The sequence below is a fragment of the Streptomyces catenulae genome (assembly GCF_000718015.1).
Taxonomy (GTDB): Bacteria; Actinomycetota; Actinomycetes; order Streptomycetales; family Streptomycetaceae; genus Streptomyces; species Streptomyces catenulae.
Genome location: NZ_JODY01000002.1, coordinates 375,482 through 401,800 on the forward strand (window position 1 = coordinate 375,482; position 26,319 = coordinate 401,800).

22 protein-coding genes and 2 pseudogenes are annotated in these 26,319 nt (G+C 74.0%); 13 read left to right on the top strand and 11 right to left on the bottom strand.

Going from position 1 to position 26,319, the window contains the following annotated elements; genetic code table 11:
* Positions 1-66: 66 nt before the first annotated feature.
* A complete protein-coding gene (locus IF23_RS0103830) occupies positions 67-2,130 on the bottom strand; it encodes a SpoIIE family protein phosphatase (protein WP_030279724.1) in 2,064 nt (687 codons plus the stop codon).
* A gap of 191 nt (positions 2,131-2,321) precedes the next feature.
* On the opposite strand from IF23_RS0103830, the gene IF23_RS0103835 reads away from it, so the two are divergent.
* The 8 genes from IF23_RS0103835 to IF23_RS0103870 all read left to right on the top strand — a co-directional run bounded on the left by IF23_RS0103835 (position 2,322) and on the right by IF23_RS0103870 (position 9,975).
* The gene (locus IF23_RS0103835) at positions 2,322-3,182 is read left to right on the top strand and encodes a TetR/AcrR family transcriptional regulator (RefSeq protein ID WP_030279726.1); all 861 of its coding nucleotides are present in this window, start codon (positions 2,322-2,324) and stop codon (positions 3,180-3,182) included.
* A 71-nt stretch (positions 3,183-3,253) separates the two neighbouring features.
* Complete coding sequence (locus tag IF23_RS0103840) at positions 3,254-4,141, top strand: beta-keto acid cleavage family enzyme (protein WP_030279728.1); 888 nt, start codon at positions 3,254-3,256, stop codon at positions 4,139-4,141.
* A gap of 46 nt (positions 4,142-4,187) precedes the next feature.
* Positions 4,188-5,159, top strand: coding sequence for a 3-hydroxyacyl-CoA dehydrogenase NAD-binding domain-containing protein (locus IF23_RS0103845; RefSeq protein ID WP_030279730.1), 972 nt, complete (start codon positions 4,188-4,190; stop codon positions 5,157-5,159).
* On the top strand, positions 5,156-5,614 hold the full coding sequence (locus tag IF23_RS0103850; protein ID WP_030279732.1) for a thioesterase family protein: 459 nt from the start codon (positions 5,156-5,158) through the stop codon (positions 5,612-5,614). The genes IF23_RS0103845 and IF23_RS0103850 overlap by 4 nt, the downstream gene beginning before the upstream one ends.
* Before the next feature lie 269 nt (positions 5,615-5,883).
* Positions 5,884-6,834, top strand: coding sequence for a metallophosphoesterase family protein (locus IF23_RS0103855; RefSeq protein WP_030279733.1), 951 nt, complete (start codon positions 5,884-5,886; stop codon positions 6,832-6,834).
* A gap of 25 nt (positions 6,835-6,859) precedes the next feature.
* On the top strand, positions 6,860-8,107 hold the full coding sequence (locus IF23_RS0103860) for an MFS transporter (RefSeq protein ID WP_030279735.1): 1,248 nt from the start codon (positions 6,860-6,862) through the stop codon (positions 8,105-8,107).
* Entirely contained in the window at positions 8,104-9,243 is a 1,140-nt protein-coding gene (locus tag IF23_RS0103865) for a TolB-like translocation protein (RefSeq protein ID WP_245654871.1), read from the top strand. The genes IF23_RS0103860 and IF23_RS0103865 overlap by 4 nt, the downstream gene beginning before the upstream one ends.
* Before the next feature lie 42 nt (positions 9,244-9,285).
* Positions 9,286-9,975 (top strand): DUF309 domain-containing protein, encoded by a 690-nt coding sequence (locus IF23_RS0103870; protein ID WP_245654872.1) that lies wholly within the window; start codon positions 9,286-9,288, stop codon positions 9,973-9,975.
* Between the two features lie 37 nt (positions 9,976-10,012).
* On the opposite strand, the gene IF23_RS0103875 is transcribed toward IF23_RS0103870, so the two are convergent.
* The 5 genes from IF23_RS0103875 to IF23_RS0103895 form a co-directional block, all read right to left on the bottom strand.
* Positions 10,013-11,179: a D-alanyl-D-alanine carboxypeptidase family protein gene (locus tag IF23_RS0103875; RefSeq protein WP_037677187.1), complete on the bottom strand. Its 1,167-nt coding sequence runs from the start codon at positions 11,177-11,179 to the stop codon at positions 10,013-10,015.
* Positions 11,180-11,375: 196 nt separating this feature from the next.
* A complete protein-coding gene (locus IF23_RS0103880; RefSeq protein WP_030279743.1) occupies positions 11,376-12,614 on the bottom strand; it encodes a cytochrome P450 family protein in 1,239 nt (412 codons plus the stop codon).
* A gap of 201 nt (positions 12,615-12,815) precedes the next feature.
* A complete protein-coding gene (locus IF23_RS0103885) occupies positions 12,816-14,045 on the bottom strand; it encodes an MAB_1171c family putative transporter (protein ID WP_030279745.1) in 1,230 nt (409 codons plus the stop codon).
* Entirely contained in the window at positions 14,038-14,760 is a 723-nt protein-coding gene (locus IF23_RS30885; protein WP_245654873.1) for a hypothetical protein, read from the bottom strand. The genes IF23_RS0103885 and IF23_RS30885 overlap by 8 nt, the downstream gene beginning before the upstream one ends.
* Positions 14,750-15,322 (bottom strand): helix-turn-helix domain-containing protein, encoded by a 573-nt coding sequence (locus IF23_RS0103895; protein ID WP_078653760.1) that lies wholly within the window; start codon positions 15,320-15,322, stop codon positions 14,750-14,752. The genes IF23_RS30885 and IF23_RS0103895 overlap by 11 nt, the downstream gene beginning before the upstream one ends.
* Before the next feature lie 1,149 nt (positions 15,323-16,471).
* On the opposite strand from IF23_RS0103895, the gene IF23_RS0103900 reads away from it, so the two are divergent.
* The 5 genes and pseudogenes from IF23_RS0103900 to IF23_RS0103920 all read left to right on the top strand — a co-directional run bounded on the left by IF23_RS0103900 (position 16,472) and on the right by IF23_RS0103920 (position 20,523).
* Positions 16,472-18,013, top strand: coding sequence for an AMP-binding protein (locus IF23_RS0103900; protein WP_051739168.1), 1,542 nt, complete (start codon positions 16,472-16,474; stop codon positions 18,011-18,013).
* A 64-nt stretch (positions 18,014-18,077) separates the two neighbouring features.
* Complete coding sequence (locus IF23_RS31860; protein WP_051739170.1) at positions 18,078-18,869, top strand: nitroreductase family protein; 792 nt, start codon at positions 18,078-18,080, stop codon at positions 18,867-18,869.
* Positions 18,870-18,955: 86 nt separating this feature from the next.
* Positions 18,956-19,639: pseudogene (gene ribA, locus IF23_RS0103910) on the top strand (GTP cyclohydrolase II); the annotation flags it as partial.
* On the top strand, positions 19,636-19,968 hold the full coding sequence (locus tag IF23_RS0103915; protein ID WP_030279757.1) for a hypothetical protein: 333 nt from the start codon (positions 19,636-19,638) through the stop codon (positions 19,966-19,968). The pseudogene ribA and the gene IF23_RS0103915, both read left to right, overlap by 4 nt.
* Before the next feature lie 144 nt (positions 19,969-20,112).
* On the top strand, positions 20,113-20,523 hold the full coding sequence (locus tag IF23_RS0103920) for a PaaI family thioesterase (protein WP_051739172.1): 411 nt from the start codon (positions 20,113-20,115) through the stop codon (positions 20,521-20,523).
* A 54-nt stretch (positions 20,524-20,577) separates the two neighbouring features.
* Here the strand turns inward: IF23_RS0103920 and IF23_RS0103925 are convergent, their stop codons facing one another.
* The 5 genes and pseudogenes from IF23_RS0103925 to IF23_RS0103945 form a co-directional block, all read right to left on the bottom strand.
* Positions 20,578-21,369: a methyltransferase domain-containing protein gene (locus tag IF23_RS0103925; RefSeq protein WP_030279761.1), complete on the bottom strand. Its 792-nt coding sequence runs from the start codon at positions 21,367-21,369 to the stop codon at positions 20,578-20,580.
* Complete coding sequence (locus IF23_RS0103930; RefSeq protein ID WP_030279763.1) at positions 21,366-21,602, bottom strand: ferredoxin; 237 nt, start codon at positions 21,600-21,602, stop codon at positions 21,366-21,368. The genes IF23_RS0103925 and IF23_RS0103930 overlap by 4 nt, the downstream gene beginning before the upstream one ends.
* Positions 21,599-22,828 carry a cytochrome P450 gene (locus IF23_RS0103935; protein WP_051739173.1) on the bottom strand — a complete coding sequence of 410 codons (1,230 nt, stop codon included), beginning with the start codon at positions 22,826-22,828 and terminating at the stop codon, positions 21,599-21,601. The genes IF23_RS0103930 and IF23_RS0103935 overlap by 4 nt, the downstream gene beginning before the upstream one ends.
* A gap of 50 nt (positions 22,829-22,878) precedes the next feature.
* On the bottom strand, positions 22,879-24,465 hold the full coding sequence (locus tag IF23_RS0103940; protein ID WP_030279767.1) for a long-chain-fatty-acid--CoA ligase: 1,587 nt from the start codon (positions 24,463-24,465) through the stop codon (positions 22,879-22,881).
* 260 nt (positions 24,466-24,725) lie between these two features.
* A pseudogene (locus tag IF23_RS0103945) lies at positions 24,726-26,318 on the bottom strand (beta-ketoacyl synthase N-terminal-like domain-containing protein); the annotation flags it as partial.
* Position 26,319 lies beyond the last annotated feature (1 nt).

A 26,319-nucleotide genomic window follows, 5' to 3' on the forward strand; every position in this document is an offset into this window, starting at 1 on the left:
ACGGGGCGCGTCCGCCCGCGGGGCGGGTCGGCCGCGCGCCCTGCCGGGTGGCCGTCGGGCCCTGGCTCAGGGGCAGTTGAACTCGCACCATACGCACTTGCCGCCGCCCCGCGGTTCCACTCCCCAGACATCGGCCAGCCGGTCGACGAGGAGCAGACCGCGTCCGGAGACCCCGGCCTCGCCCGGTTCGCGGCGGCGGGGGAGGTTGCTGGACTCGTCCTCGACCTCCAGCCGCAGCCTTCGTTCGACGCTGTGCGGCATCTCGACGGTGACGGCGCACGAACCCTCGGTGTGCAGCAGGGCGTTGGTGATCAGCTCGTCGGCGACGAGTTCGATCTCCTCGGAGCGGTCCCCGGCGCCCCAGGCGCGGACGGCGGCGCGGATCATGTGGCGGGCGGCGCTCAGGCCCTCCGGGTCGGCGGGGGCGATGTGGCGCCGGACGCGTCCGGCGATGTCCTGGTGCGGGTCGCCGAGGCGGCGCAGCAGCAGGAAGGCCATGTCGTCCTCGCCGGGGTCGCGGTCGGCGAGGTCGCAGAGGCGGTCGGCGAGGCGCTGGACGTCCTGCGGGCCGCGGCGCACCTCGGCGGCCAACGCGCGGATGCCGTCGCCGAGATCGACGCCCGGCGTCTCGACGAGGCCGTCGGTGCAGAGCAGCAAGGTGTCACCCGGAGCGAGCTGCACCGTGGTGACCGGGTAATCCAGTCGGGTGAATTCGGCGGAGAGCCCGAGGGGCAGGCCCCCGGCGACGGGCAGCGGGCGGCAGAGCCCTTCGGCGTGCCGCAGCAGCGGGTCGATGTGCCCGGCGCGGACGAAGCGGGCGGAGCCGGTGCTCAGGTCCGCGTCGACGTAGACGCAGGTGGCGAAGCGGTCGGTGTCCAACTCCTTGAGGAAGGCGGAGGCGCGGGCCATGACGGTGGCGGGGGCGTGGCCCTCGGCGGCGTAGGCGCGCAGCACGATGCGGAGTTGGCCCATGAGGGCGGCTGCCTGGGTGTCGTGGCCCTGGACGTCGCCGACGACGGCGGCGACCCGGCCGTGCGGCAGCGGGATGACGTCGTACCAGTCGCCGCCGATGTCGCTGCCGAGGCGGGCCGAGCGGTAGCGGACGGCGATCTGGGCGCCGGGGACGCCGGGGATGCGGCGCGGCAGCATCGCCTGCTGGAGTCCGGCGGCGAGGTCGTGCTCCTGGTCGTGGAGCATGGCGCGGGCCAGGCTCTGGGCGATGCTGGTGCCGAGGGCGACCATCAGGGTGCGTTCCTGCTCGCCGAAGTCCGACTCGCGCTGGAAGAAGATGCCGATGACGCCGATCGGGCGGCCCTGGGCGATCAGCGGGAGGTAGGCGGCGGAGCCCACGTCGAGGGGTTCGATGGCGGGCCAGATGCGCGGGTAGCACTCCTCGAACTCGGCGCGGCTGCCGACGAACCGCGGGGTGAGGGTGCGTACCACCTCGCTCATGGGGAACTCGTCGCCGATCCGGGTGAGCCCCAGCTCCGGGACGAAGCTGCCCGCCTTGCCCTCGGAGATCAGCCGGATGCGGCCGGATTCGACCAGTCCGAGGATGACGTTCTCGGCGCGCAGCCGGCTCAGTCCCTGGTCGTCGGCGAGGACGGCGATGACGTCGTGGACGGTGCGGGCGTGGGCGAGGGCGGCGGTGGTGCGCTGGACGACGTCGGTGTGGCGGCGGCGTTCCTCGTCGACGGCGATCCGTTCGGCGGCGTGGCGGTACTCCTCCTCGGCGTCGCGGACCACGCCGATGATGCGGAAGGGCCGCCCGGTGTCGTCGCGGCGGATGCTGCCCTGGCTGTGGATCCAGTGGAGCGAGCCGTCGCGGTGGCGGGCGCGGTAGTAGGCGCCGTAGGAGTCGCTGCCGTCCTTGAGGGCGCGGGAGACGAGGGCGTCAAGGCGGGCCGCCTCGCCGGGCGGGATGCGGTCGCCGAGGCTGGCGGGCCGGTCGTCGTACGCCTGCGGGGGCATGTCGAAGAGCCGCAGCGCGGGCGGGTCCATGTGCAGCAGCCCCCGGTCGAGGTCCCAGTCGAATCCGCCCATGCGGTTGAGGGCAAGGGTGAGATCCGGGTGGGCGGGCCAGTCGTCCGGCACCGACACGGTGGGCCGCTGAGCTCCCCGGTCAGCCATGCGGCCACTGTCCCACACACCCCGGTATGCAGGCTTTTCGACCGTCTCTCCGTCCCCCTGCGCACCACAACTGACTTTCGCATCAGTCAGTGAGCGCAACGCGAGAAATTCCCTGCTCAGGGTAGGTTTAGAGAAGGAAATCGGCGCTCATCGTTGCGATGGTCTCAACGCGGCTGCTACGGTCCCGGACCATGACGGACGACCCCGCAGCCCGGGTGCCGGATGAGGCCGGGGCGCTCACGGAACGTGTCCGGCAGGCGATCGACGGGCTGGGATGCAGCCGCCGCGAGGTCGCCCGCCGGATCGTGATGGACCCCTCGAAGCTCTCCCGGTCGCTCAACGGCGGGCGCCGCTTCACCGTCGCCGAGATCGTCCGTATCGCCGACATCACCGGCGTCGACGCGGGCCGCCTCCTCGGCCCGGCGCAGCGCCCCGCACCGCCCGCCGCGACCGGTCCGGTGGCGGTGCCGGACGGTGGCCGTCCGCTCCAGATCGTCCGCGAGACCGTCCGGCTCATCGCCGAGCACGGCTTCCACGGCGTCCGGGTCGCCGACATCGCGGCGGCCTGCGGCACCAGCACCGCGGCCGTCCATTACCACTTCCCCGGCCGCGACGAGTTGCTGGAGGCGGCGGTGCGCTGGTGCATGGACGAGGACACCGCGCGCCGCGCCGCGGGCCTCGCCACCGCGGCCGACGCCCGCGGCGAGCTGCTGCACCTGATCGCCCTCCAGACGCCCCGCACCGACCAGCAGCGCCGCCAGTGGCTGGTCTGGCTGGACCTGTGGGCGCAGGCCGCCCGCTCCACCGCGATCGGCCGCCTCCACGAGCACTACTACCGGCAGTGGCGCACCACCGTCGCCGATGTGCTGCGCCGCGGCATCGACCAGGGCGTCTTCCGCGACCTGGACCCGGAGTTCACCGCGCTGCGGCTGACCGCGCTGATCGACGGTCTGGCCACCCAGGTCCTGGCCACCGCGCCGGACAGCACCGGCCCCGACACCATGCACGACGCCCTGCTCGCCTTCGTGGCGAGCGAGGTCACCGCGGACTGAGTCCGCCCGTCCCACCGGCCGCCGCCACCCCGGCGGCGGCCTCCCCCCTGCCCCCTCCGAAGGGAACCCCCGTGAACAACGAGGTCATCATCACCTGTGCGCTGACCGGCGCGGGCGACACCGTCGGCCGCTCCCCGCACGTCCCGGTGACGCCGGAGCAGATCGCCGCCTCCGCCGTCGAGGCGGCCGCGGCGGGCGCCGCCGTCGTCCACATCCACGTCCGCGACCCCGAGACCGGCGCGCCCTCGCGCGACCCGAAGCTGTACGCGGAGACCGTCGCCCGGATCAAGGACACCGGCACCGACGTCATCATCAACCTCACCGCCGGGATGGGCGGTGACCTGGTGCTCGACGCCGACCAGCCGCTGGAGAAGGGCGCGCTGCCCGGCACCGACCTGGTCGGTGGCCTGGAGCGGCTGCCGCACGTCGAGGACCTGCTCCCCGACATCTGCACCCTGGACTGCGGTTCCCTCAACTTCGGCGACAACCTGTACATCTCCACCCCGGAGATGCTGCGCAAGGGCGCCAAGCGCATCCAGGAGCTGGGTGTGCGGCCGGAGCTGGAGATCTTCGACACCGGTCAGCTGTGGTTCGCCAAGCAGCTGCACGCCGAGGGCCTGCTGGACGACCCGACCGTCTTCCAGCTCTGCATGGGCATCCCGTGGGGCGCGCCCGCCGACCCGGGCGTCCTCCAGTCGATGGTGAACATGCTGCCCGAGGGCGCGCAGTGGGCCAGCTTCGCGCTGGGCCGGATGCAGATGCCGTGGGTGGCGCAGTCGATCCTGCTCGGCGGCAACGTCCGCGTCGGTCTGGAGGACAACCTCTACCTGAGCAAGGGCGTGAAGGCCACCAACGGCCAGCTCGTCGAGCGCGCCGTGCAGGTCACCGAGTTGCTGGGCGCCTCGGTCGCCACGCCCGACCAGGCCCGCGCCCGCCTCGGCCTCAAGCCCCGCGGCTGACCGCCCTCCCCTCTCCGCCCCTCCCCCGGCACACCTGGAGTTCCCCATGACCACCACTCCGCCCGCCCCCTGCGCCCCCGAGGACGTCCGCCGCGTCGCCTGTATCGGCGCCGGTGTCATCGGCGGCGGCTGGGTCGCCCACTTCCTCGCCCGCGGCTACGACGTGACCGCCTGGGACCCGGCGCCCGACGCCGAGGAGAAGTTGCGCCGTCTGGTCGCCGCCGCCTGGCCCGCGCTGGAGCAGCTGGGCCTGGCCGAGGGCGCCTCGCAGGACCGGCTGACCGTCACCGCGACGCTCGCCGAGGCCGTCGCCGACGCCCAGTTCGTCCAGGAGAGCGCCCCGGAGAAGCTGGAGCTGAAGCGCTCCCTCCTCGCCGAGCTGGACGCCGCGACCCCGCCCGGCGTCGTCATCGCCTCGTCGACCTCCGGCTACCCGATGACCGACATGCAGACCGAGGCGGCCGACCCGGGCCGCCTGGTCGTCGGTCACCCGTTCAACCCGCCGTACCTGATCCCGCTGGTCGAGGTCGTCGGCGGCGAGAGGACCGCCGCGGACGCCGTGGCCTGGTCGTCGCGCTTCTACGACGTGGCGGGCAAGTCCGTGATCACCATGGACCGCGAGCTGCCCGGCTTCATCGCCAACCGCCTCCAGGAGGCCCTGTGGCGCGAGGCGCTGCACATGGTCGCCAACGGTGAGGCGACGGTGAAGGACATCGACGACTCGATCACCGAGGGCCCGGGCCTGCGCTGGGCGTTCATGGGTCCCTGCCTGACCTTCGCGCTGGCCGGTGGCGAGGGCGGCATGGGCCACATGCTCGACCACTTCGGCCCGTCGCTGAAGTCGCCGTGGACCCGGCTGGAGGCCCCCGAGCTCGACCGCGAGCTGCGCGACGCGATGGTCGACGGCTGCGAGGAGGCCGCCGGTGAGCGGACCTACGCGGACCTCGTCGCCGAGCGCGACCAGGGCGTCATCGACGTGCTGCGCGCCACCGGCCGTCTGGGAGGCACCGCCCGATGACGGCCCCGCTCCCCCTCTTCCGGCAGACCGTCCGGGACGAGTGGATCGACTACAACGGCCACCTCAGCGAGGCGTACTACGTCCTCGTCTTCGGGTTCGCGACGGACGCGCTGATGGCGGAGACCGGGCTGGACGACGCCTACCGCGCGGAGTCGGGCTGCTCGCTGTACACGGTCGAGGCGCACGTCCGCTACCTCGACGAGGTGGCCCGCGGTAGCGCGCTGACGGTCCGCACCTCGGTGCTGGGCGTCGACGCGAAGAAGGTGCGGTTCGCGCACGAGATGTTCGTGGGTGAGCCGGGCGACGCGCCGGTGGCGACGGAGGAGCTGTTCGCGCTCCACGTCGACCAGGGCACGGGCCGCTCCGCGCCGCTGCCCGAGGCGACGCACCGCAGACTCACCGGCCTGGTGGTGCCCGCACCCGCCTGGGCGGGACGCGGTATCCGCGAGATCTGACGTACCGGCGCCGGGGCCCTCGGAGGACATCCTCCGGGGGCCCCGGCGTCTGCGTTCCGGGCCCGGCGCACCACCCGGCGTACGCGCCCCCGGGTGCGCCCGAGCGCCTGAACTCCGGCCACGGCAGCGGGATTTGGGGTGTTGACGTCCCCGGCACACGGCAAGTAGGAAAGTTTCCTAACAATGACGGGTCCGGCATCTTGACCCGTACATGACCCGGCGTCAGGATTCCTCGGGAACGGCTCCCCGTGCCGAACCAGGAGACGCACATGACGCCCACCCCCCGCGCCAAGAAGCCCCTCCACAAGAACCCCCGCATCTCCGTCCCGGCGGCCGGTGCCGCCGCCCTCGCGCTCGCCGGCGGCGTGCTGATGTGGTCCCCCGCCGGACGCGCCGACGCCTCCCCGCACCGCGCGGCGGGCGGCTTCACCGTCGTCGCCGCCGGGGACATCGCCGAGCAGTGCACCGCGGACAGCAAGGACTGCGAACACCCCAAGACCGCCGCGCTGGTGAAGAAGATCGACCCGAAGTTCATCATGACGATGGGCGACAACCAGTACGACGACGCCCGCCTCAAGGACTTCACCCGCTACTACGACAAGACCTGGGGCGCCTTCAAGAAGAAGACCCACCCCATCCCGGGCAACCACGAGACCTACGACCCGGACGGCGAGTTCAAGGGCTACAAGGCGTACTTCGGCGACATCGCCTACCCCAAGGGCAAGCCGTACTACAGCTACGACGAGGGCAACTGGCACTTCATCGCCCTCGACACCAACAACCTCGACTCCACCCAGCTGAAGTGGTTCAAGAACGACCTCAAGGCCACCTCCAAGAAGTGCGTCGCCGCCTACTTCCACCACCCGCTCTTCTCCTCCGGCGAGCACGGCAACGACCCGGTCAGCCGCCCCGTCTGGAAGGCGCTCTACGACGCCAAGGCGGATCTGGTGCTCAACGGCCACGACCACCACTACGAGCGGTTCGCCCCGCAGAACCCGGACGGTGAGCGGGACGACAAGAACGGCATCGTCGAACTCCTCGGCGGCATGGGCGGCGCCCACCCGTACAAGATCGAGGAGGTGCAGCCCAACAGCCAGAAGCGGCTGACCAACACCTTCGGGGTGGTGAAACTCAACTTCACCGACGACGGGTACTCCTGGGACCTGATCGGCACCGACGGCAAGACCAAGGACAGCAGCCCGTCCTACACCTGCCACTGACCGGCGAAGGCGGGCACCGGGCACCATGTATCTCGCGACCACGGACGCAGCCACCACGGCGACCAAGGTGACGCGGGGCCGCGTCGGCGGGCCGGTTCTGGCCCTCGGCGCGGTCAGCCTCGTTACCGACATCTCCTCGGAGATGGTCACCGCCGTGCTGCCGCTCTACTTCGTCATCCAACTCGGCCTCTCCCCCCTCCAGTTCGGCTTCCTCGACGGCCTCTACAACGGCGCCACCGCCCTCGTCCGGCTGCTCGGCGGGCACGCCGCCGACCGCGGCGGGCGCCACAAACTCGTCGCCGGCTGGGGCTACGCCCTCTCCGCGCTCTCCCGCCTGGGGCTGCTCCTCTCCGGCGGCGCCACCCTCGGCATCGGCGCCTCCCTCGCCGCCGACCGGCTCGGCAAGGGCGTCCGCACCGCCCCGCGCGACGCGCTGATCTCGCTCAGCGCCCCGCCGGACGCGCTCGGCCGCGCCTTCGGCGTGCACCGCGCGATGGACACCACCGGCGCGCTCCTCGGCCCGCTCGCCGCATTCGCGCTGCTGTGGGCCACCGCCGACGCCTACGACGCGGTCTTCGTCGTCAGCTTCTGCGTGGGGCTGCTGGGCGTGCTGCTGCTCGTCGTCCTCGTACCGGACCGCGTGGCGCAGCCCGCACCGCCGCCCGCCGCGCCCCGGCCGCGCGCCGCGCTGCTGGCCCCGCTGCGCGACCCGGCGTTCCGGCGGATCTTCGTCGCCGCCGCGCTGCTGGGCGCCGCGACCATCGGCGACTCGTTCCTCTATCTGCTGCTGCAACGGCGGCTGGAGTTCGCGGTCAGCTGGTTCCCGCTGCTGCCGCTGGGCGCCGCGGCGGTCTATCTGCTGCTGGCGGTGCCCGCCGGGCGGCTCGGCGACCGCATCGGCCGCCGGGTGCCGTTCCTCGTCGGCCACGCCGCCCTGCTCGGCGGCTACCTCCTGCTGCTGACCTCCGGCGCCGGACTCCCGCTGCTCGCCGCCGTCCTGCTGCTGCTCGGCGTTTTCTACGCGGCGACCGACGGCGTCCTGATGGCGCTCGCCGGACCGGTCCTCGCGGCCGAACGCCGGGCGAGCGGGATGGCGCTGCTCCAGACCGGCCAGGCGCTGTGCCGGTTGCTGGCGGCCGCCGGGTTCGGCGCCGCCTGGACGCTGTGGGGCACCCGCCCGGCGCTGATCGCCGCGGTCGCCGCCCTGGCCGTGGCGCTGCTCGCCGCGGTCCTCCTGCTCCCCCGCACGGAAAGGCACCTCACACCGGCATGAACCCCTCCCCCCGCCACAAACCCCCGGTCCGGGAGCCCGAGGGCCCGCCCCCCGAGGGCCGGGAGCCGGGCGCCGCCGCCCCGGGCGCCCGGCCGGTGCCCGCCGGGGCCGCGGCCCGGTTCGCCGCGCTGCCGCTGCGGACGCGTGTCCTCGCGCTGACCGTGACGGGCGCGCTGCTGGCCGGTGTCGCGGTGGCGTACACCGTGGGCGCGGCCCGCCGGGCGGAACCGGCCGACCCGGTCTCGGCGTTCGGTCTCGACCACGGTCAGCTCTACTTCCGCTCCGGCGCCGCCGGGGACGGCCGCGTCGCCCGGCTGCCCGCCACCGGCGCCGCCGTCTCCCCCGCCGCCCACGGACCGGGGCGGCGCACCACCGGCGGCCCGCGCTGCGACCGCTTCTACGCGGCGGCCCGCACCGGGCTCTGCCTCCAGCGCCGCCCGGGCATCCCGCCGCGCTCGTACGCCGTCGTCCTCGACGAGAAGCTGCGCGAGAAGCGGCGCATCGGGCTGACCGGCATCCCCAACCGGGCGCGGGTCTCGGCGTCCGGCCGGATGCTGTCGTGGACGATGTTCGCCACCGGCGACTCGTACGCCACCACGTCCTTCTCCACCCGCACCTCGATCCTCGACACCCGCACCGGCTATCTGATCAAGAACATGGAGGGCGTCCCCCTCACCCTCGACGGCCGCCGCTACCATGCCCCCGACGTCAACTACTGGGGCGTCACCTTCGCCCGCGACGACAACACCTTCTACGCCACCGTCTCCACCGCGGGCAAGACCTATCTCGTCAAGGGTGACCTGCGGAAATGGCGGGCCCGCACGCTCCGCGAGAACGTCGAGTGCCCCTCGCTCTCCCCCGACAACACCCGACTGGTCTTCAAGAAACGCGTCCGCGACGGCGCCCGCGACCCGTGGCGGCTCCACGTCCTCGATCTGCGCACGTTCGAGGAGCGTCCGCTCGCCGAGACCCGCAGCGTCGACGACCAGGCCGCCTGGCTGGACGACACCACGCTCGCCTACGCGCTGCCCGGCAAGGAGACCGGCTCCAGCGACATCTGGACCGTCCCCGCCGACGGCCACGGCTCCCCCGCCCTGCGCGTCCCCGACGCCTCGTCCCCGGCCCGGGTGCCGTGACCCGGACGCATGGCGGCCCCGTTCCCGGCGCACAATCGAAGGGTGAGTGACGCGCAGAGGGACACCGGACGGACCACCTCCGACACACCGCGCCCGGCCACCGGCGGAGGCGGCGACCCGGCCTGCTGGCTGGACCGGGTCTGCGAGGTCTGCGGGCGGATCGACGACCGGCCGGACGGGGCACGCGACGGCTGCCGCTTCTGCGCCGAGGAGGCGGCGCCACCGGCGGCGGAGGCCGCACCGCCGGTGGCCGCCCGCCGCCGCGACCGGGACGCCGACGGCCGGGCCCGCAACGCGCGGCCCCGCGACGGGCTCGGGCGCCCGCTGCCGTACGGCACCCCGGGCGTGGCCCGTCAGCCCGAGGGCGTGGTCCGGACGCCGGAGGCGACGCTGACCGAGGCGCAGCGGCTGCTCGACGCCGGGATGCCGTTCCACGCCCACGAGGTGCTGGAGGACGCCTGGAAGACCGCCGCGGAACCGGAGCGCGCGCTCTGGCGCGGCCTGGCGCAGCTCGCCGTCGGCCTCACCCATGCGGCCCGCGCCAACGCCACCGGCGCCGTCGCCCTCCTCGACCGCGGCGCGGCGGCCCTCGCCCCGTACGCGGACACCGCCCCGTACGGCATCGACACCGCCGCGCTGACCGCCTGGGCCCGGCGGCTGACCGCACGGCTGCGGGACGCCCCGGCAAAGCCGGTCCCGGCGGCCGGTACGGCGCCGCGGCTGCGCGGCTGATCCGGCCCGCCGGGAGACGGTCGGCGGGCGCCGTCCGTCACGGTGCCTGCGGTCCGCCCCGCTCGCCCGCCCGGCGGCGCAGATGCTGGCGCCGGGCCAGCGCCGCGCCCATGGCGAGGACCGCGGCGCCGATGCCGCCGCCCCACAGGGCGAGCGCGTCCCGCCACGGCGAGTTGCCCGCCTCGTCGGTACGGGTGGTGTGCGGGGCGGAATCGGTGTCCGGGCCCGGCGCCACCGCGCGGGTCATCGAACCGATCGGCTCCGCGGTGCCCACGCTGTCGAAACCCCAGTCCAGCAGCGCGGCGGCCTCCTTGTAGACGCCGTTGGCCGCGCCGGACCGCGGGTTCATGACCGTCACCAGCAGGGTGTGCCCGTTGCGCCGGGCGGCGGCGATCAGGGTGTTGCCCGCGTTGGTGGTGTAGCCGTTCTTCACCCCGATGATCCCCGGGTAGCGGGACATCCCGTTCGTACCGGAGAGCAGCCGGTTGGTGTTCTCTATACGGGTGACGCCGCCCGCGGTCGGGAAGTCGGCCCGGGCGGTGGAGCAGTAGCGGGCGAAGTCGTCGTTGGCGAGCCCCGCCCGGGCGAAGACCGTCAGGTCGTACGCGGACGAGACCTGGCCCGGGGTGTCGTAACCGTCCGGGGACTTCACGGTCGTGTCCTTGGCGCCCAGTTCCCGGGCCTTGGCCTGCATCTCCCGGGCGGTCGCCGCCCACCCGCCGTTCATCGACGCGAGGACGTGCACCGCGTCGTTGCCCGAGCGCAGGAACACCCCGCGCCACAGGTCGGCCACCGAATAGCTGCTGCCCGCCTCGACGCCGACGAGGCTGCTGCCCGAGCCGACGCCCTCCAGTTCGGCGGGCTCGACCCGGTGCACCGAATCCGCGGCGAACTTCGGCAGCGCGGTGACCGCGAAGAGGGTCTTGAGGGTGCTGGCCGGGGGCAGTTTGCGGTGCAGGTCCTTGGCGGCCAGGACGCTGCCGGAGTCGGCGTCGGTGACGGCCCACGACAGCGCGGAGAGGTTCTCCGGGAGCGCGGGCACCCCGGGATCGTCGGCCACCTGCACCCCGGCGACGGCCGGAGCGGGCGGACGGTGCGCGTCGGCCGCGAGGGCCGGGGCCGGTATGGAGGCCGACGAGACGCCGGTGACGACGAGCACCGCCAGTGCACCGGCCTTCCGGGACAGGAACGCATCGAGTGACATGACGATCACGCTAGGGAGCTGCCGGGTGTCTTGCAGGGCGGCTGGGCCAGACGGACGACAGATGCGCCCCGCAGCGGCGCGCCCCCACGCAGAGCGGCCCGCCCGGTGCGACGGGGGATGCACACCGGGCGGGCCTCAACACCTTTCTACCGCATCGCAGAACACTTATGCCTCGGAAAGCGTGTTCGTCGGCGGCTCACCACGTCACAGGCAGCGACTTCAGGCCACGTGCGCGCAGCGTCCTGCGGTGGGTCAGCGACTCCCGCGGGACGTCCAGCCGCAGCCCGGGGAACCGTTCGAGGAGCGCGCCGAGCGCGACCGCCGTCTCCATCCGGGCCAGCGGCGCCCCCAGGCAGTAGTGGATCCCGTGGCCGAGGGCGAGGTGTCCGGAGAGGCCGCGGGCGAGGTCCAGGCGGTCGGCGGCGGGGAAACGGGCCTCGTCACGGTTGGCGGAGGCGACGGAGAGCAGCACACAGTCGCCCGCCGGGATGCGGACGCCGCCGATCTCCAGGTCCTCGCGGGGAAAGCGCCGGATGGCGAGCGGGGCCGGCGGATCGAAGCGCATGAACTCCTCCACCGCGCTCGGCAGTTCGGCCGGATTACGGCGCAACGCCTGGAGCTGCTCGGGGTGGTCGAGGAGGGCGAGGACGGCGTTGCCGATGAGGTGGACGGTGTTCTCGTATCCGGCGAAGAGGATCAGGAAGGCCAGCGAGGTCAGTTCGTCCTCGGAGAGCCGGTCGTCGCCGGGGGTGGCGTCCGGTGCGGCGGCGTCCGGGGTGTCGCGGACCGCGATGAGTTCGGAGAGCAGATCGTCGCCGGGGTGGGCACGCTTGGTGGCGATGAGGTCGGTGAAGTAGGTGAAGAGTTCGCCGACCGCCTGCTTCATCAGCTCCGGGCGGGCCGGGTCGGGGGTGATCAGCCGATCGGTCCAGGCGCGGAAGTCGCGCCGGTCGCCGCGGGGGACGCCGAGCAGGTCGCAGATGACGACGATCGGCAGATGACCGGCGTAGTCGGCGAGGAGGTCGGCGCGTCCGGCCGGTGCGACGGCGTCGAGCAGTCCGTCCGCGACACGGCGTACGGGGGCGCGCAGTGCCTCGATGCGGCCCGGGGTGAAGGCGCGGACGACCAGGCGGCGGACCCGGGTGTGGTCCGGCGGGTCCATGTTGAGGAGGTTGGCGTCGAGCGCCGGGGGCAGTGCGAAGCCGCGGTAACTGCCGGGCGTGGCGTGGCTCCTGTCGAGGGAGAGCCGCGGGTCGGCGAGGGCGGCCCGGACGTCGTCGTAGCGGGTGACGAGCCAGGCGGGTTGTCCGTCGGGACCGGCGATGCGGTGGACGGGGCCGCTCTCGCGCAGGGCGACGTACGCGGTGTGCGGGTCGTCGAGGAGGGGCGTCACATCGACGGGTGCTGCGGGGCCGGTCTCGGCGGTGTTCTGCATGGTTCCCGACTCTAGGGGTGGCGGGCCGCGGCGGCCGAACTGCCCTGCCGGGCAGGGCCGGTGAGGTCGGAGGGGGCTGTCCTTCTCCCCCCTGTCGCGGGCGGTGTCCTCCGGTCCGGGACCGGGGGGGCACCGCCCGCGGCGGAGGTGGTGCGGGCGGCCCGGACCCCCGTACCGGGCCACCCCGTCGGTGTGCCGCCGTCAGGGGCGGCCCGTCGCGCTGCGTTGGCGCAGCTCCGTGAGGACGGTGTCGATCAGCGGTGAGTGGTAGACGTCGGCGACGAGGGCGAGGTGCTCGTACTCGGCGGTGAGGCGGCCGTCACCGGTGCCCTCGGTGACGACGACGGTGTCGGCGGAGTGCGGCGGGACATGGCCCACCGCGCGGTTCTCCAGGCCGCGGCGGAGCGCGGCGGCCTCGGCGACGGCCGCGCGCTGGCGCTCGTCCGGCACCACGGCGCGGGCGCGTTCCCCGGCGATGTCGAGGGTGTCGGACTCGACATGGCGGCGCAGCGAGCGCTGGACGTCGCGGATCTCGGCCATCCGGCGGTTGGCCCGCCACTCCAGGTCGGCGAAGGGCCACCGCCCCGGCCAGTCCTCGCGTTCCATCGTGACCTCCGGGTTCTCCTCGGTGACCTGCCGCCACAGCGGGGTGAGGCGGCGCAGGCGGCGCCAGGCCGTCACGCGGGGCCCGGCGGCCGGGAGGGCGAAGCCGGTGAGGACGAGGAGGGCGGCGACGGAGGCGCTGAGCGGGGCGACGCCGTTGGAGAGCCAGGGGGCGGGGCGGTCGGCCCAGGAGAGGGCGAAGCCGAGGAGTTTGGCGGCGCAGTAGACCAGGCCGAGGAGGCATCCGGCGGAGAGCACCCGCAGGCCGCGGGCGAGCCAGGAGACGCCGAGGGTGGCGGCGTAGCGCAGGCAGAGCGTGCCGAGGGCCGCCAGGCTGGCGCCGAAGATCGCCAGGTAGAGGCCGAGGAAGACCATCACGCCGGGGGCGCCGGTGTAGGCGGTGCTGAAGTCGCGGGGGTGCTCGACGGCGTCGGGGCGGCCGACGGCGAAGCCGGTGACGGCGACCGCCCAGAGCACCGCGACGGCGGCGACCGTGGTGCGGGCCCGGGTGCGGGCGCGGCGGCGGGCGGCGCCGCCCACGCCCGCCGCCCAGCGGGCCAGCATCACCTGGGCGCCGACGGCGAAGACCATGACGGCGGAGTAGAGGAAGACCATCGCGAGGTTGGCGACGCCCAGCAGGTGGTCGAAGGCGCGGTAGAGGCTGGGCGCGGAGAAGAGGAAGACGGTGGCGACGCTGCCGGTCATCACGCAGGCCAGGCCCAGGTCGGCGTTGGCGCGGTCGCGGAGCCAGGCGGTGGTCTTGTAGCCGACGAGGGTCCAGGCGACGGCGGCGAAGCAGAGGTAGACGACGTCGAAGACATCAGGCACGTGGCTCACCGCCGTCGTCACGGGCCGGTTCGGCGGCGTCGGTGCCCGGGGCATCCGCTGCCGGGACGCGGTCCTCGCCGTCGGCGGCGGCGTCCGGGCTGCGGAGGTGCTGGAGGGCCGGGCCGAGGGCGGCGGCGAGTTCGGCGGCGCGGCCGTCCGGCGGGGGCGGCGGGTCCTGGGTGGGCGGGGCGAGGTGTTCCATCAGGAGGGTGCCCAGGACCTCCGTCTCGCGTTCGGCGGGGTTGTCGTAGCCGTGGTGGCGGGCGAGGCCCGGGGTCAGACCCATCCGGCGCAGCGCGGTCGCGGCGTCGACGGAGGGCGTCCACAGGCGCAACGCGTCCTCGGTGAGCGCGGGGTCGCGGTCGTGGCCGAGGAGGAGGTGGCCGAGTTCGTGCAGCACGATGTGGGCCTGGTGCCAGGGCGAGGTGCGGCTCTCGTAGAAGACCCAGTAGGCGTCGTCGGTGGCCGCCGTCATGCCGGAGGCGGCGCCGTCGAGGCTCATCGGCACCAGGTGGACGGGGGCTCCCACGCGTGCGCCGACGAGGTCGCACAGACCCCGCAGATCGACCGTGGCGGGCAGCGCCAGCTCCTTGACGAGCCGCTTGCACCGCCTGCGTATCCGCCCCACTCGCATGGTCATCCCGTCGTCGTGCGTGCGCCGCCAGGTGGCGAAGAGCCGGTCCGGCCCGTCGACCCGGGGCAGGTCAACCGTCATGGCCGACACCGCCTCTGCCCGGCAGGTCCATCTGGCGGCGGAACTGGTCGATGATGGTGGTCAGGCTCTCCTGGACGTCGGGCGGCAGGCCCACCGAGCGCAGCGCGATGGCGCGGACCCGCTGGTCGCGCATGGCGGCGAGGAAGCGGACCTCCTCCTCCACCCGCTCGGCCTGCGGCTGCGACAGGTCGCCCAGGAGATATCCGGCCGGGACGCCGAAGAACTTCGCCAGCGCGCGCAGGACCTCGGGGGAAGGGTTGCTCCGGCGGCCGTTGCGCAGCATGGAGAGGTACTGCTCGGTCAGGCGCACCCCGCCGAACTGCTCCGGGTCGCCGCTGATCTCGTCGGCGACATGGGCGTTGGTGTACGGGGCGCCGGGCGGGTGCATGTGGGTGAAGAGGCGGCCCAGGCGGTCGGCGAGGGTGCCGGTGTCCTGCCGTGCCGTCCCGTCGTGCGCCGCAGTGCCGGGCCCGGCGCCGCCCGGCACGTCCTGGGCCGCGCTGTCGCCGGTCTTTGCCCTGCCCGGCTTCCCGGTGCGCTCCCTGTCGTCCTTCGCAGCCATCCCCTAGCCCTTCCCCCGTGTGCGGCCGTTGCCGTCGCCGGCCCGTGCGCAGCCCTGTCCACGGACCCAACGGTGAGTTAAGTCGACCGTCGGGACTCCCGGGCACATCCTGTCACGGACCGATCACCGGATGCCAGGGGTGGTCGGGAACGGAAGGCGGAACGGACGGTATTCCGTGGCGGATTGCCCCGTGCCGCCGCCGGTCGGTAGGGTCCCTTCGCACGGCCCGGTCGTTCCTTAACGGAGAGTTGAGCCGCCGCTTCCGCCGGGGCCGTCGGGCCCCGCCGCCGTACCACGGAAGGCGTGCGGAACGCCACCGCGGCCCTTCCGGCCACCCCCTTCCGGGGGCACCCAGGAGGGGGTGCCCGTCCCGTCGCGGGGGGCGGTTTGATGGCGGGAAGTCGCCGCGGCAGCTCTGCCGTCCGGCGTCGGCCGGCGCCCCTTCGTGAGTACCGCCCGGCCCTCCCCGCTTACGGCCCGGACCTTCCCCCCGGGCCGTCACCCCCCGCCTGACGGAGAGGACCTGCCCCCATGACCCCTGCCCTCGTACGTACCGCCCGGCCCGCGCCCGTCGAACGTGCCACCGCTCCGGCCCCGGCCGCACGCCGCGCCGGAGGTGCCGCGTGCCCCGCATGACCATGAACGTGTACCGGATCGACCCCACGACCTCCGCCCGGACCGAAGTCCGTTACGTGGACGTGCCGTTGGGCACGGCGCCGCCGCATCCAGCGATCAGCGCGGCGTTCCCGCCGTGCCGGTGTGCGCGCTGCCCCCGCCACCAGGAGCCCCGGTCGGGCCCCGGGCGGCACGGCTCGCCCCGTTCCTGACCCTCTGACCGCCCCGCGGCAATCCTCACGGCCGCGTCCCGGGACGTCCTCCCCCGCCCGGGCCGCACCGTTGCCGCGGGGCCCGCTCCACCGGTCGCCCCCTGAAGGCGACCGGCGCCGGAGGGGCGGGCCCGGGAGTTCCCCCGACTCCGCCCTGCGGGCCCGCCCCTCCACCCTCTCCCCCGAGCACCGGACGCCCTGCCGTCCGGTGCTCTCCGCCGTTCCGGGGCCCGCGCGCGAACTCACCCCACCAGCCCTCCGTTAACAGCGAGTTGATGGTTCGTTACGCCGGAACTGATCTACGCCACGGACTCTGTTCCGCGTGCAACCACTACGGCAGAGCAGCCCAGGACCGGACACCGTCCACGGTGTCCTGCGGCGACGCGCCCGGAGCCATCCGGGCCGCCCGTTCCTCTCCTTCCTGGACGAGTCCGGTGCGGTCACGACGGTCAGCTACGGCGAGATGGACCGCCGCGCCGAGCGGATGGCCGACCTTCTGGTCAGCCGGGGCATCGGTCCCGGGAGCCGTTTCCACGTCCATCTGACCAACCGGCCCGAGTTCTTCGACGCCTGGTTCGGCGCGGCGAAGGCGGGCGCCGTCATGGTCCCCACCAACCCCCTGTCCACCGCCGACGAACTCTCCTACGTCCTCTCCCACGCCGAGTGCCGGTTGAGCCTGACCCAGCCCGAGCTGCTCACCACCGCACAGGTCGCCGCCATCGACTCGCCCTGCTGCGAACAGCTGCTGGTGACCGGCTCGGAGTCGCTGGAGCGGGCGCTGGCCACGGCGCCCGCCCGGCCCGCGCGGGTGGTGGACGATCCGGCGGCGCCGCTCGGGGTGCTCTACACCTCCGGCACCACCAGCCGCCCCAAGGGCGTCGTCGTCCCGCACGCGGCGTATCTGCACTCCGGTGAGGTGGTGGCCCGGCAGCTGCGGCTGCGGCAGGAGGACCGGCAGCTGATCGTGCTGCCGCTGTTCCACGGCAACGCGCAGTACTACTCCTCGATGTCCGCGCTGGTCACCGGCGCATCGATCGCACTGGCCCCGCGGTTCAGCGCCTCGCGCTGGTCGGAGCAGGCGGTGCGGCTGGGGGCGACGGTGGCGAGCCTGTTCGCCGCGCCGATCCGGATGATCCTGGCGCAACGCCCGTCGGCGTACGACACCGCGCACCGGCTGCGCTCCGTGCTCTTCGCGCAGAACGTCACCGACGCCCAACTCGCCGAGTTCGAGGAGCGCTTCGGGGTGCCGCTGCTCCAGCTGTACGGCATGACCGAGACCGTCGCGCCGCCGCTGATGAATCCGCTGCACGGGCGGCGCCGCAACCAGAGCATGGGCCGTCCGGTGCCCGGCGCGCGGCTGCGGATCGTCGACGAGCGGCTGCGGGACGTCGTCCGCGGTCAGAGCGGCGAACTGCTGGTCGGCGGCGTGCCGGGGCGGACCCTGATGGCCGGTTACCTCGGCGATCCGGAGGCGACCGCCGAGGCGCTGGGCGGCGGCTGGCTGCGGACCGGGGACCACGTCCGGGTGGACGGCGACGGGTTCGTGCACTTCGTGGACCGCGGCAAGGACGTCATCAAGCGGGCGGGCGAGAACGTGTCGTCGAGCGAGATCGAGCGGGTCGTCAACGCGCACCCGGCGGTCTTCGAGTCGGCGGTGGTGGGGGTCCCGGACCCGATCCGGGACGAGACGGTGAAGGTCTTCGTCGTCCTCAACGGTCAACACCCCTTCAGCGAGGGCGAGTTGATCGAGTGGTGTGCGGCCAGGCTGGCGCCGTTCAAGGTTCCGGGGTGTGTGGCGGTCGTCGAAGGACTGCCGCGCACCTCGGTAGGCAAGATCCGCAAGCATCTGCTTCGCGGTCGCTGACCCGGTGCGGGCGCTGATGACGCCCGCACCGGTGGATATCCATCCATCAACATGAGGAGTATCCATGGAATTCAAGCGCGCCGTCGGTACGCGCCGCACCACCCGCTACTACCAGGCATGGCGCCCGGTGGAGAAGGAGAAGGTCCAGAAGATCCTGCACGCCGCGCGGCTCCAGTCGCACCACGGCAACGCGCAGGAGGTCCGTAAGGCCGTTGTCATCACCAAGGGCGAGACCCCGGACGCGGTGCGCGACGGACTGATCGACGCGGTCTACAACCAGCCGCAGGCCCACCAGGCGCCGGTCGCCATCGTGTGGTGCACCGACATGGCCGGGTGGGAGCCGCTGCGTCCCGCGCTGCTCAAGCTGATCGAGTCGGGCTCCCTGACCTCCAGCTACGGCTGGTCCGAGGAGTTCGTCGACAGCGTCGTGATGAAGACGCCGGACTTCAACGTGCTCGCCGGTGACGTCGAGTTCGCGAAGTGGCTCAGCGCCTTCGAGTGCGGTCTCGGGGTCGGCTCGGCGCTGCTCGCCGCGACGGACGAGGGTCTGGGCACCGGCCTGGTCACCGGCCGCCGGGAGCAGATCCGTGAGCTGCTGAAGATGCCCGACAGCGTCATCCCGACCCAGATCCAGCTGGTCGGCTACTCCGCCGAGAGCATCGAGGCGGGCGGCCAGCGGCCCCGCCCCGACTTCGAGGACCTGTACTTCGACGGCACCTGGGGCACCAGCTACGGCAGCGACGAGTCGGTCGTCGCCGAGCTGTCCGACGCCGGGATGATCCAGGCGCCCGCGCCGCTGCCGCACCGCAAGGCGGAGCTGCGTGCCCTGGCGGGGATGTTCGGTCTCCCCGAGTGAGAGCCGAGCTGATGTCGGAGGCTGCGGTGGTGCCCGATTCCCGGGCGCCGTCGCGGCCTCCGGCCCACCCCGACGGCTCCGCGGGAGTCCGCCGCCTGGCCCAGGCCCGCATCCCGACCGCCCACGGCGAGCTGCGCTGCGTGGCGTACGCGGCGGCGGACGGTGTGGAGCATCTGGCGTTCGTGGCGGGCGAGGTGTCCGGGGCGGCCGACGCGCTGGTGCGGCTGCACAGCGAGTGCGCCACCGGCGACCTCATGGGGTCGCTGCGGTGCGACTGCGGTGCGCAGCTCGACGAGGCGCTGCGGCGGGTCGCGACCGAGGGCACCGGCGCGGTGGTCTACCTCCGCGGTCACGAGGGCCGCGGTATCGGCATCGCCGCCAAGCTGCGCGCCTACCAGCTCCAGGACACCGGTCTGGACACGGTGGACGCCAATGTGGCGCTGGGGCTGCCGGTCGACGGCCGGGACTACGGCGCGGGCGCGGCGATCCTCCACGACCTGGGCATCACCGGCGTACGGCTGCTGACCAACAACCCCGACAAGGTCACCGCGCTCGCCCGGCACGGCGTGCGGGTGGCCGACCGGGTGCCGCTGCTCGCCCCGACGCACGGGGAGAGCCTGCGCTATCTGCGGACCAAGCGGTCCCGGATGGGGCACCTCCTCGACGGTCTGGACTCCCCCGCCGGGCCCGCCGGCCCCGACCGTTCCCACCCGCCCCGAACCACCACGACGACGGCGCCCGCGCCGGCGCCTGCTGAGGAAAGCCCATGACCGACACTGCCTTTCACGATCTGATCACCGTCCAGCGGTACGCGGCCCAGCTGTCGGACCTGGACACGAAGGACCGCGACGCGAGGCTGAACACCGTCGCCGAGTTCGCCGAGTTCGTCGGGCGGACGCCGGACGAGATGATCGCGGAGATCTTCAACGAGGAGACCCGCAAGTACCGCAAGCGCGGCTTCTACAGCGACCGGGTCAAGGAGTTCTCCGCGGCGTTCGACGGGCCGCGCAACCGCCAGCTGGCCCGCGGCAACGTCATCCGCTCGTTCTTCATCGCCAACGGCCGCCGGATCCCCCCGGAGCAGCCGGACTGGATCTGAGCACCGGTGCGGGCCCGGCGACGGGCCCGCACCCGCCCGGCCGCCCCGGGGCGGCCGGGTCCACGCGCGCGGCCGCCGACCCCTCGTGCAGCGGCGCCCGCCCGCGGTGCCGGCCCACCTGAAGGGAGCAGACCCTTGCTGCCCATGCCACGGCATCCCCTCGACGACCTGCTCGGCATCCGCTACGAGGAGGTGTCCCCCGGGCGGGTGCTCGCCTCGCTCACCCTGTCCCCACGCATACACGGCGCGCGGGGCACGGTGCACGGTGGTGTGCTGGCGGCGCTGACCGAGAGCGCGACGGCGGCGGGCGGGACCCTCAACGCCGGGGAGGGTGAGGCGGCGGTCTGCGCGGACACCCAGATGCACCACGTCCGCCCGGCGGTCGACGGCACCCTGCACCTCTGCGCGGTCCCCGTCCACCGCGGCTTCACCCAGCAGCTGTGGTCCGCGGAGGTCTTCGACGACCGCAACCGGCTGGTGAGCCGCGCGACGGTGCAGTTGCTGCACGTGGCGCGGGAGCGGGCGGTGACACCGGCCGCGGGCCACCCCCGCTGACGCCCGGTCACCGCCGAACGGTCGGCCCCGGGCTCCGGGGCCGACCGTCGCGCGTCAGACCTCCGCCGTGTCCGGCCGACGGCCCCAGGCGCTGACCATCAGCGGGCCGAAGCCGAGGATGTCGCCGTCCCGCCAGAGCCGGTGGAAGGCGTCGAGGTCGTCCTGGTCGACGAGCCCGGCGGCGAGCAGCCGGGGCGCGAGCTGCTCGATCAGCAGGTCCCAGGCCGGTTGTCCGGCGACCGGGTCGGCGGAGAGCGGCAGCGACACCGCACGCACCTGGACGTCACGCAGTCCGGCGGCGCGCAGCAGCCGCGGCACCTTCCGGCCGAAGTGCTGGTCGTAGGGGCCGACCGCGAGGGCGGTGAGCAGGGCGGTGACGACGCGGTCGTGGGCGGGTGAGGGCGGGTCGACGGCGCGCACCGTGGTCCAGTCGATGTCCTCCACCAGCACCCAGCCGCCGGGCCGGGCCGCCCGGACCATCGACCGCAGCACCGGCTCCGGGGACGTGAGGTGTTCCAGCAGCAGCCGGGAGTGGACGAGGTCGAACCGGCCCTCGGGCAGCGGTTCGGCGGTGACGTCCATCCGCCGTACGCCCAGCACGCCCCCGGCGAGCGGTTCCAGGAAGCGGGTGTCGGCGTCGACGGCCAGCACCTCGCCGTCCGGACCGACGCGGTCGGCGAGGCGCTGCGCCACCCCGCCGGTCCCGGCGCCGACGTCGAGACAGCGCCAGCCGGGGGCGAGGCCGAGGCGGTCGCAGAGTTCGGCGGTGCCCGGGTCGTAGAGCGCGCAGATGTTCTCCAGGCGGGCGCGCTCCGCGTGCCATGCCGGGTCGAGCACGTAGCTCATGTGGACTCCTGTCGTTCGAAGGTGACGGCCATCCAGGGGCAGATCGTCTCGGCGCGGACGAGGGCTTGCGCGTCGGCCGCGTCCAGGTCGGCGTCCGGCCGCAGCCAGGCCCGCCGGTCCGCGAGGCGGAAGACGGCGGGGACGGTCTCCGCGCAGTGGCCGGTGCCGCTGCACAGGGCGTGGTCCACGCTCACCCTGCGGGTTGCGGTGGTCCGCTCGACGGGGCCGCTCATGCGCGGTCCGTGCGGGGCAGGACCGGGCCGTCGTGGACCATCTCCAGGGAGGTCCAGGAGCGGAACATCGGTCCGGGCACCTGCTCGGGGGTGAAGCCGGGGCGCAGCCGCAGGCCGGGCAGGCGGCGGTAGAGCGTGGACAGGGCGACCTCGGCCTGGAGGCGGCCGAGGTTCATACCGATGCAGTGGTGGACGCCGTAGCCGAACGCCATGGAGGCGGGCAGCTCCTTCCGGTCCCGGTCGAGGCGGAGTTCGTCGGGCCGGTCGAAGATCTCCGGGTCGTGGTTGGCGGCGCCCAGCGAGAAGTAGATCCGCTCGCCGGGCCGGGAGACGTGCCCGCCGGGCAGCTCCGCCTCCTTGAGGGTGCGGCGGTACAGGCCGAGGATCGGCCCGTCGTAGCGCAGGCCCTCCTCGACGAGGGTTTCGGTCAGTCCGTCGATGTCGCCGAGGTACGCCGTCTTCTGGTCGGGGTGCTGCTCCAGGGCGCGGACGAGGTTGCCGATGGCGGCGCCGGTGGAGGCGTTGCCGGCGATCAGGCCGAGGATGAGCAGGCCGATCTCCCGCTCGGCGAAGCGGTCGCCGTTCTCCTCGGCGAAGCAGAGCGTGGTGGTGAGGTCGTCGGCGCCGGGCCCGGCGGCGCGTCGGGTGCGCACCGTCTCGCGGAGGTAGTCGCTCCACGCCTCCAGCTCGGGGGAGGCCAGTCCCTCGGTGTTGGCGAGGCCGGTGGACTCCGGCAGCAGCGCGGTGCGCAGGACGTACTCGCGGTCCGCTTCGGGGATGCCGAGGAGTTCGGAGATGTGGGTCTCGCTCACCGGGGAGGCGAAATCGGTGACGAGGTCGAAGGAGCCGCCGCGGGCGGCGAGCCCGTCGATGAGGTCGTTGACCGTCCGCTCGGTGAACGGCCGCATGCGGTTGATGCGGGACGCGGACAGCGCCCGGACGATGAGGCGGCGCTGACGGGTGTGGCGGGGCGGGTCGGCGAGCGTGAAGACCTGCAGCTCCTCGGGGACCGGCTCCTCCAGCGGCCAGGCGGCGCTGTAGGTGCAGGAGAACGCCTCGTGGTTGCGGCCTATCTCCTTCACCGCCTCGTACGAGGTGACCTGCACGGAGTCGAGTTCCGGGGAGTGGACGATCGGGCAGCGGGCGCGGTCGGCGGCCAGCTGCTCCCAGGGGTGGGCGGCCTTGCCTTCGTACGGCTTGAAGGCGGGGACGGGCTGCTCGGACATGTCAGCTCTTCTCTTCCGGCGGGAGGCTCGGCTCTTCGGGTGGGCGGCGGTCAGTTGACCGCGCGGTCGCGGTCGGCCCAGAACTGCTCGCGCAGGGTGCGGCGGAGGATCTTGCCGCTGGGGTTGCGGGGGACGGAGTCGACGACGGTGTAGCGGGTGGGGACCTTGAAGTCGGCGAGCCGTCCGCGCAGGAAGGTACGGATCTCGTACGGGGCGGCGAAGGCGCCGGGGCGGAGGGCGAGGAAGGCGTGGACGGCCTCGCCCCAGCGGTCGTCGGGGACGCCGATGACGGCGGCGTCCAGGACGGCGGGGTGGGCGCAGAGGGCGTTCTCGACCTCGGCGGGGAAGATGTTCTCCCCGGCTCTGACGATCATTTCCTTGATGCGGTCCTGGATGAAGAGGTAGCCGTCCGCGTCGAGGTATCCGGCGTCGCCGGTGTGGAGCCAGCCGTCGCGGAGGGTGGCGGCGGTCGCGTCGGTCAGCCGCCAGTACTCCAGCATCCGGGCGGGCGTCTTGATGCAGACCTCACCGACCTCGCCGGGCGGCAGGGCGCGGCCGTCGGGGGCGACGATCCGCAGTTCGATGCCGGGGTAGGCGCGTCCGGCGGCGCGCAGCCGGGGGCTGCCGGGGACGTGGTCGGCGGGCGGCAGGCAGACGGCGGTGTTGCCGGTCTCGGTGAGGCCGTAGATCTGCGCGAGGTCGCACCGCATGACGGAGATGCACTGCTGGAGGAGGGATTCGGAGATCGGGGAGCCGCCGTAGACCACCTTGCGCAGGGTCGCGAAGTCGGCTTCCGCGGCGTCCGGTTCGGAGAGCAGCATCAGCAGCATGGCGGGGACGAGGAAGGCGGTGGTGACGCCGGACTCGCGGATGAGGTGGAGCACCTCGCGGCCACCGAAGGAGCGGAGCGCGACGTTGGTGACCCCGGCGTTGAAGCCCTGGGTGGCGTACCACAGGCCGCCGATGTGGGAGCCGGAGATGCCGATGAGGCTGACGTCGTCGGGGCGGAAGTCGATCCAGTCGAGTCCGGCGTCGTCGAGCAGCCCGCGGACGGCGAAGAAGCTGCGGTGGGCGAGGACGACGCCCTTGGGCAGGCCGGTGGTGCCGCTGGTGTACATCTGGGCGACGGCGTCGTCGGTGGTGGCGGGGGCCGGGGCGGCGGCGCCGCGTCCGGTGTCCTTCCAGTCCTTGAGGGTGCGGGCCGACTCGTCGGTGCCGTCGAGGAGCACCAGGTGCCGCAGGTCGGGCAGGTCGGGGCGGATCTTGTGGGCGGTGGGCAGGAACTCCTCCTCGACGAAGAGGAGTTCGGCGCGGGAGTCGCGCAGGATGTACTCGACCTCGGTGGGCGCCAGGCGCCAGTTGACGGGGACGAGGACCGCTCCGGCGGCCGCGCAGGCGTACAGCAGCTCGTAGAAGCGCACCGACTCCTTGCCGAGGTAGCCGACGCGGGAGCCCTTGGTGAGGCCGGACGCGGCGAGCGCCAGGGCGCCGCGGGCGCTCTCGGCGTACAGGCGTCCGTAGGTGACCTCGACGCCGCCGCAGACGAGCGCGGGGTATTCGGGCCGGTGGGTGGCGTGGAAGGCGAGCCGGGCGTCGAGGGTGCGGTGCGTCGGCGGGGGCGCGGGGTGTCTGGTCATGGTGGAGCGGCCCTTCAGATGCGTGCGGCGCGCAGCCAGTGGCGGCGGCGCCGGAAGGCGTAGGTGGGCAGTGGGGTCAGGCGGGCCCCGGTGGCGGCGAACGCGGCGTCCCAGTCGGGCCGTTCGCCCCGGCAGTGGGCCTCGGCGAGGGCGGTGCCGGGGTCGGGGTCCGGGCCGGGGGCGGTGCGGGGGCCGGGGCGGAGCAGGCCGGGGGCGTCGGCGCCGTCGGCGAGGACGGTCAGGGCGCGCAGCCGGGCCGCCCGGTCGGCGCCGAGGACCGCGGCGCGGCACGGCTGTCCGGCGTGGGCGGTGGCGAGGGTGCGGGCCACGTCGAGGACGGAGGCTTCGGGGTGCGCGGTGAGGTGGGCGGCGAGGCGGGCGGCCTGGGCGCGGAGCCCGGCCTCGTCGGCGGCGGAGAGCGGCCAGGGCGGGGCGTGGTCCGGGCCGGACGGGGGCCGGGCGGCGGGGGTCGTGGTCTCCTCGGCGGGCGCGTCGGCCGGGGCCTCCTCCAGGATGACGTGGACGTTGGTGCCGCTGATGCCGAACGAGGAGACGGCGGCGCGGCGGGGGCGGCCGGGCGCGGTCGGCCAGGGCACGGCCTCGGTGAGTAGCCGGACGGTTCCGGCGCTCCAGTCGAGGTGGGGTGAGGGTTCGTCGGCGTGCAGGGTCCGCGGCAGCTGTCCGTGGCGGAGGGCGAGGACCATCTTGATCAGGCCGCCGATGCCGCCGGCGGCCTGGGTGTGGCCGATGTTGGACTTCAGGGAGCCCAGCCACAGGGGCCGTCCGGCCTCGCGTTCGGCGCCGTAGGTGTCGCACAGCGCCTGGGCCTCGACGGGGTCGCCGAGCGGGGTGCCGGTGCCGTGTGCCTCCACCGCGTCGACGGAGTGGGCGGGGACGCGGGCGGCGGCCAGCGCCTGGTGGATCATCCGGCGGTGGGCGAGGCCGTTGGGGGCCGTCAGCCCGTGGGAGGCGCCGTCCTGGACGACGGCGGAGCCGCGGATGACGGCGAGGACGGTGCGGCCGTGGCGCCGGGCGTCCGACAGACGCTCCAGGGCCACCAGTCCGGCGCCCTCGGCGACGCCCCAGCCGTCCGCCCCGGCGGCGAAGGACTTGCAGCGGCCGTCCGGCGCCAGCAGGCCCTGGGCGCCGAACGCGGTGAGCGCGGCGGGCGTCGCCATCACGGACGCGCCGCCGACCAGCGCGAGGTCCGTCTCGTCGGCGCGGAGTGCGTGCACGGCGGTGTGCAGGGCGACGAGCGCCGAGGAGCAGGCGGTGTCGACGGTGACGGCGGGGCCCTGGAGGCCGAGGGTGTAGGCGATCCGGCCGGAGGCGACGCTCGGGGCGCTGCCGACCAGGAGGGCGCCGCCGGTGCCGGGCGGGGCGTCGCGGACGCGTCCGCCGTAGTCGTTGTAGATCACCCCGGCGTAGACGCCGGTGCGGCTGTCGCGCAGTGCGGTGGGGTCGATCCCGGCCCGCTCCAGCGCCTCCCAGGCGGTCTCCAGCAGCAGCCGTTGCTGGGGGTCGCAGAGTGCGGCCTCCTCGTCGGTCATCCGGAACGGCGCGGGGTCGAAGTCGGCCGCGCCGTGCAGGAATCCGCCGCGGGTGGTGGCTCCGGCCGGTGCCGGGTCCCAGTCGCGGTCGGTGGGGAGGCCGGAGGTGGCGTCGCGGCCGTCGGCGAGCAGTTGCCACAGGTCGTCGGGGGTCTCGACGCCGCCCGGGTAGCGGCAGGCCATCCCGACGACGGCGATCGGCTCGTGCCGCCGTTCCTCGGCCGCGGCCAGCTCCCGCCGGGTGCGGCGCAGTTCCCGCGTGACGCGTTCGAGGTAGACGCGCAGCTGGCGTTCGTCTGCCATG

What these genes read in the sequence shown, in the direction of transcription:
- IF23_RS0103830 (WP_030279724.1), bottom strand. Translation starts at nt 2,130, where the DNA reads ATGGCTGACCGGGGAGCTCAGCGGCCCACCGTGTCGGTGCCGGACGAC.
- IF23_RS0103835 (WP_030279726.1), top strand. Translation starts at nt 2,322, where the DNA reads ATGACGGACGACCCCGCAGCCCGGGTGCCGGATGAGGCCGGGGCGCTC.
- IF23_RS0103845 (WP_030279730.1), top strand. Translation starts at nt 4,188, where the DNA reads ATGACCACCACTCCGCCCGCCCCCTGCGCCCCCGAGGACGTCCGCCGC.
- IF23_RS0103850 (WP_030279732.1), top strand. Translation starts at nt 5,156, where the DNA reads ATGACGGCCCCGCTCCCCCTCTTCCGGCAGACCGTCCGGGACGAGTGG.
- IF23_RS0103855 (WP_030279733.1), top strand. Translation starts at nt 5,884, where the DNA reads ATGACGCCCACCCCCCGCGCCAAGAAGCCCCTCCACAAGAACCCCCGC.
- IF23_RS0103860 (WP_030279735.1), top strand. Translation starts at nt 6,860, where the DNA reads ATGTATCTCGCGACCACGGACGCAGCCACCACGGCGACCAAGGTGACG.
- IF23_RS0103865 (WP_245654871.1), top strand. Translation starts at nt 8,104, where the DNA reads ATGAACCCCTCCCCCCGCCACAAACCCCCGGTCCGGGAGCCCGAGGGC.
- IF23_RS0103875 (WP_037677187.1), bottom strand. Translation starts at nt 11,179, where the DNA reads ATGTCACTCGATGCGTTCCTGTCCCGGAAGGCCGGTGCACTGGCGGTG.
- IF23_RS0103880 (WP_030279743.1), bottom strand. Translation starts at nt 12,614, where the DNA reads ATGCAGAACACCGCCGAGACCGGCCCCGCAGCACCCGTCGATGTGACG.
- IF23_RS30885 (WP_245654873.1), bottom strand. Translation starts at nt 14,760, where the DNA reads ATGACGGTTGACCTGCCCCGGGTCGACGGGCCGGACCGGCTCTTCGCC.
- IF23_RS0103895 (WP_078653760.1), bottom strand. Translation starts at nt 15,322, where the DNA reads ATGGCTGCGAAGGACGACAGGGAGCGCACCGGGAAGCCGGGCAGGGCA.
- IF23_RS31860 (WP_051739170.1), top strand. Translation starts at nt 18,078, where the DNA reads ATGGAATTCAAGCGCGCCGTCGGTACGCGCCGCACCACCCGCTACTAC.
- IF23_RS0103915 (WP_030279757.1), top strand. Translation starts at nt 19,636, where the DNA reads ATGACCGACACTGCCTTTCACGATCTGATCACCGTCCAGCGGTACGCG.
- IF23_RS0103920 (WP_051739172.1), top strand. Translation starts at nt 20,113, where the DNA reads ATGCCACGGCATCCCCTCGACGACCTGCTCGGCATCCGCTACGAGGAG.
- IF23_RS0103925 (WP_030279761.1), bottom strand. Translation starts at nt 21,369, where the DNA reads ATGAGCTACGTGCTCGACCCGGCATGGCACGCGGAGCGCGCCCGCCTG.
- IF23_RS0103930 (WP_030279763.1), bottom strand. Translation starts at nt 21,602, where the DNA reads ATGAGCGGCCCCGTCGAGCGGACCACCGCAACCCGCAGGGTGAGCGTG.
- IF23_RS0103935 (WP_051739173.1), bottom strand. Translation starts at nt 22,828, where the DNA reads ATGTCCGAGCAGCCCGTCCCCGCCTTCAAGCCGTACGAAGGCAAGGCC.
- IF23_RS0103940 (WP_030279767.1), bottom strand. Translation starts at nt 24,465, where the DNA reads ATGACCAGACACCCCGCGCCCCCGCCGACGCACCGCACCCTCGACGCC.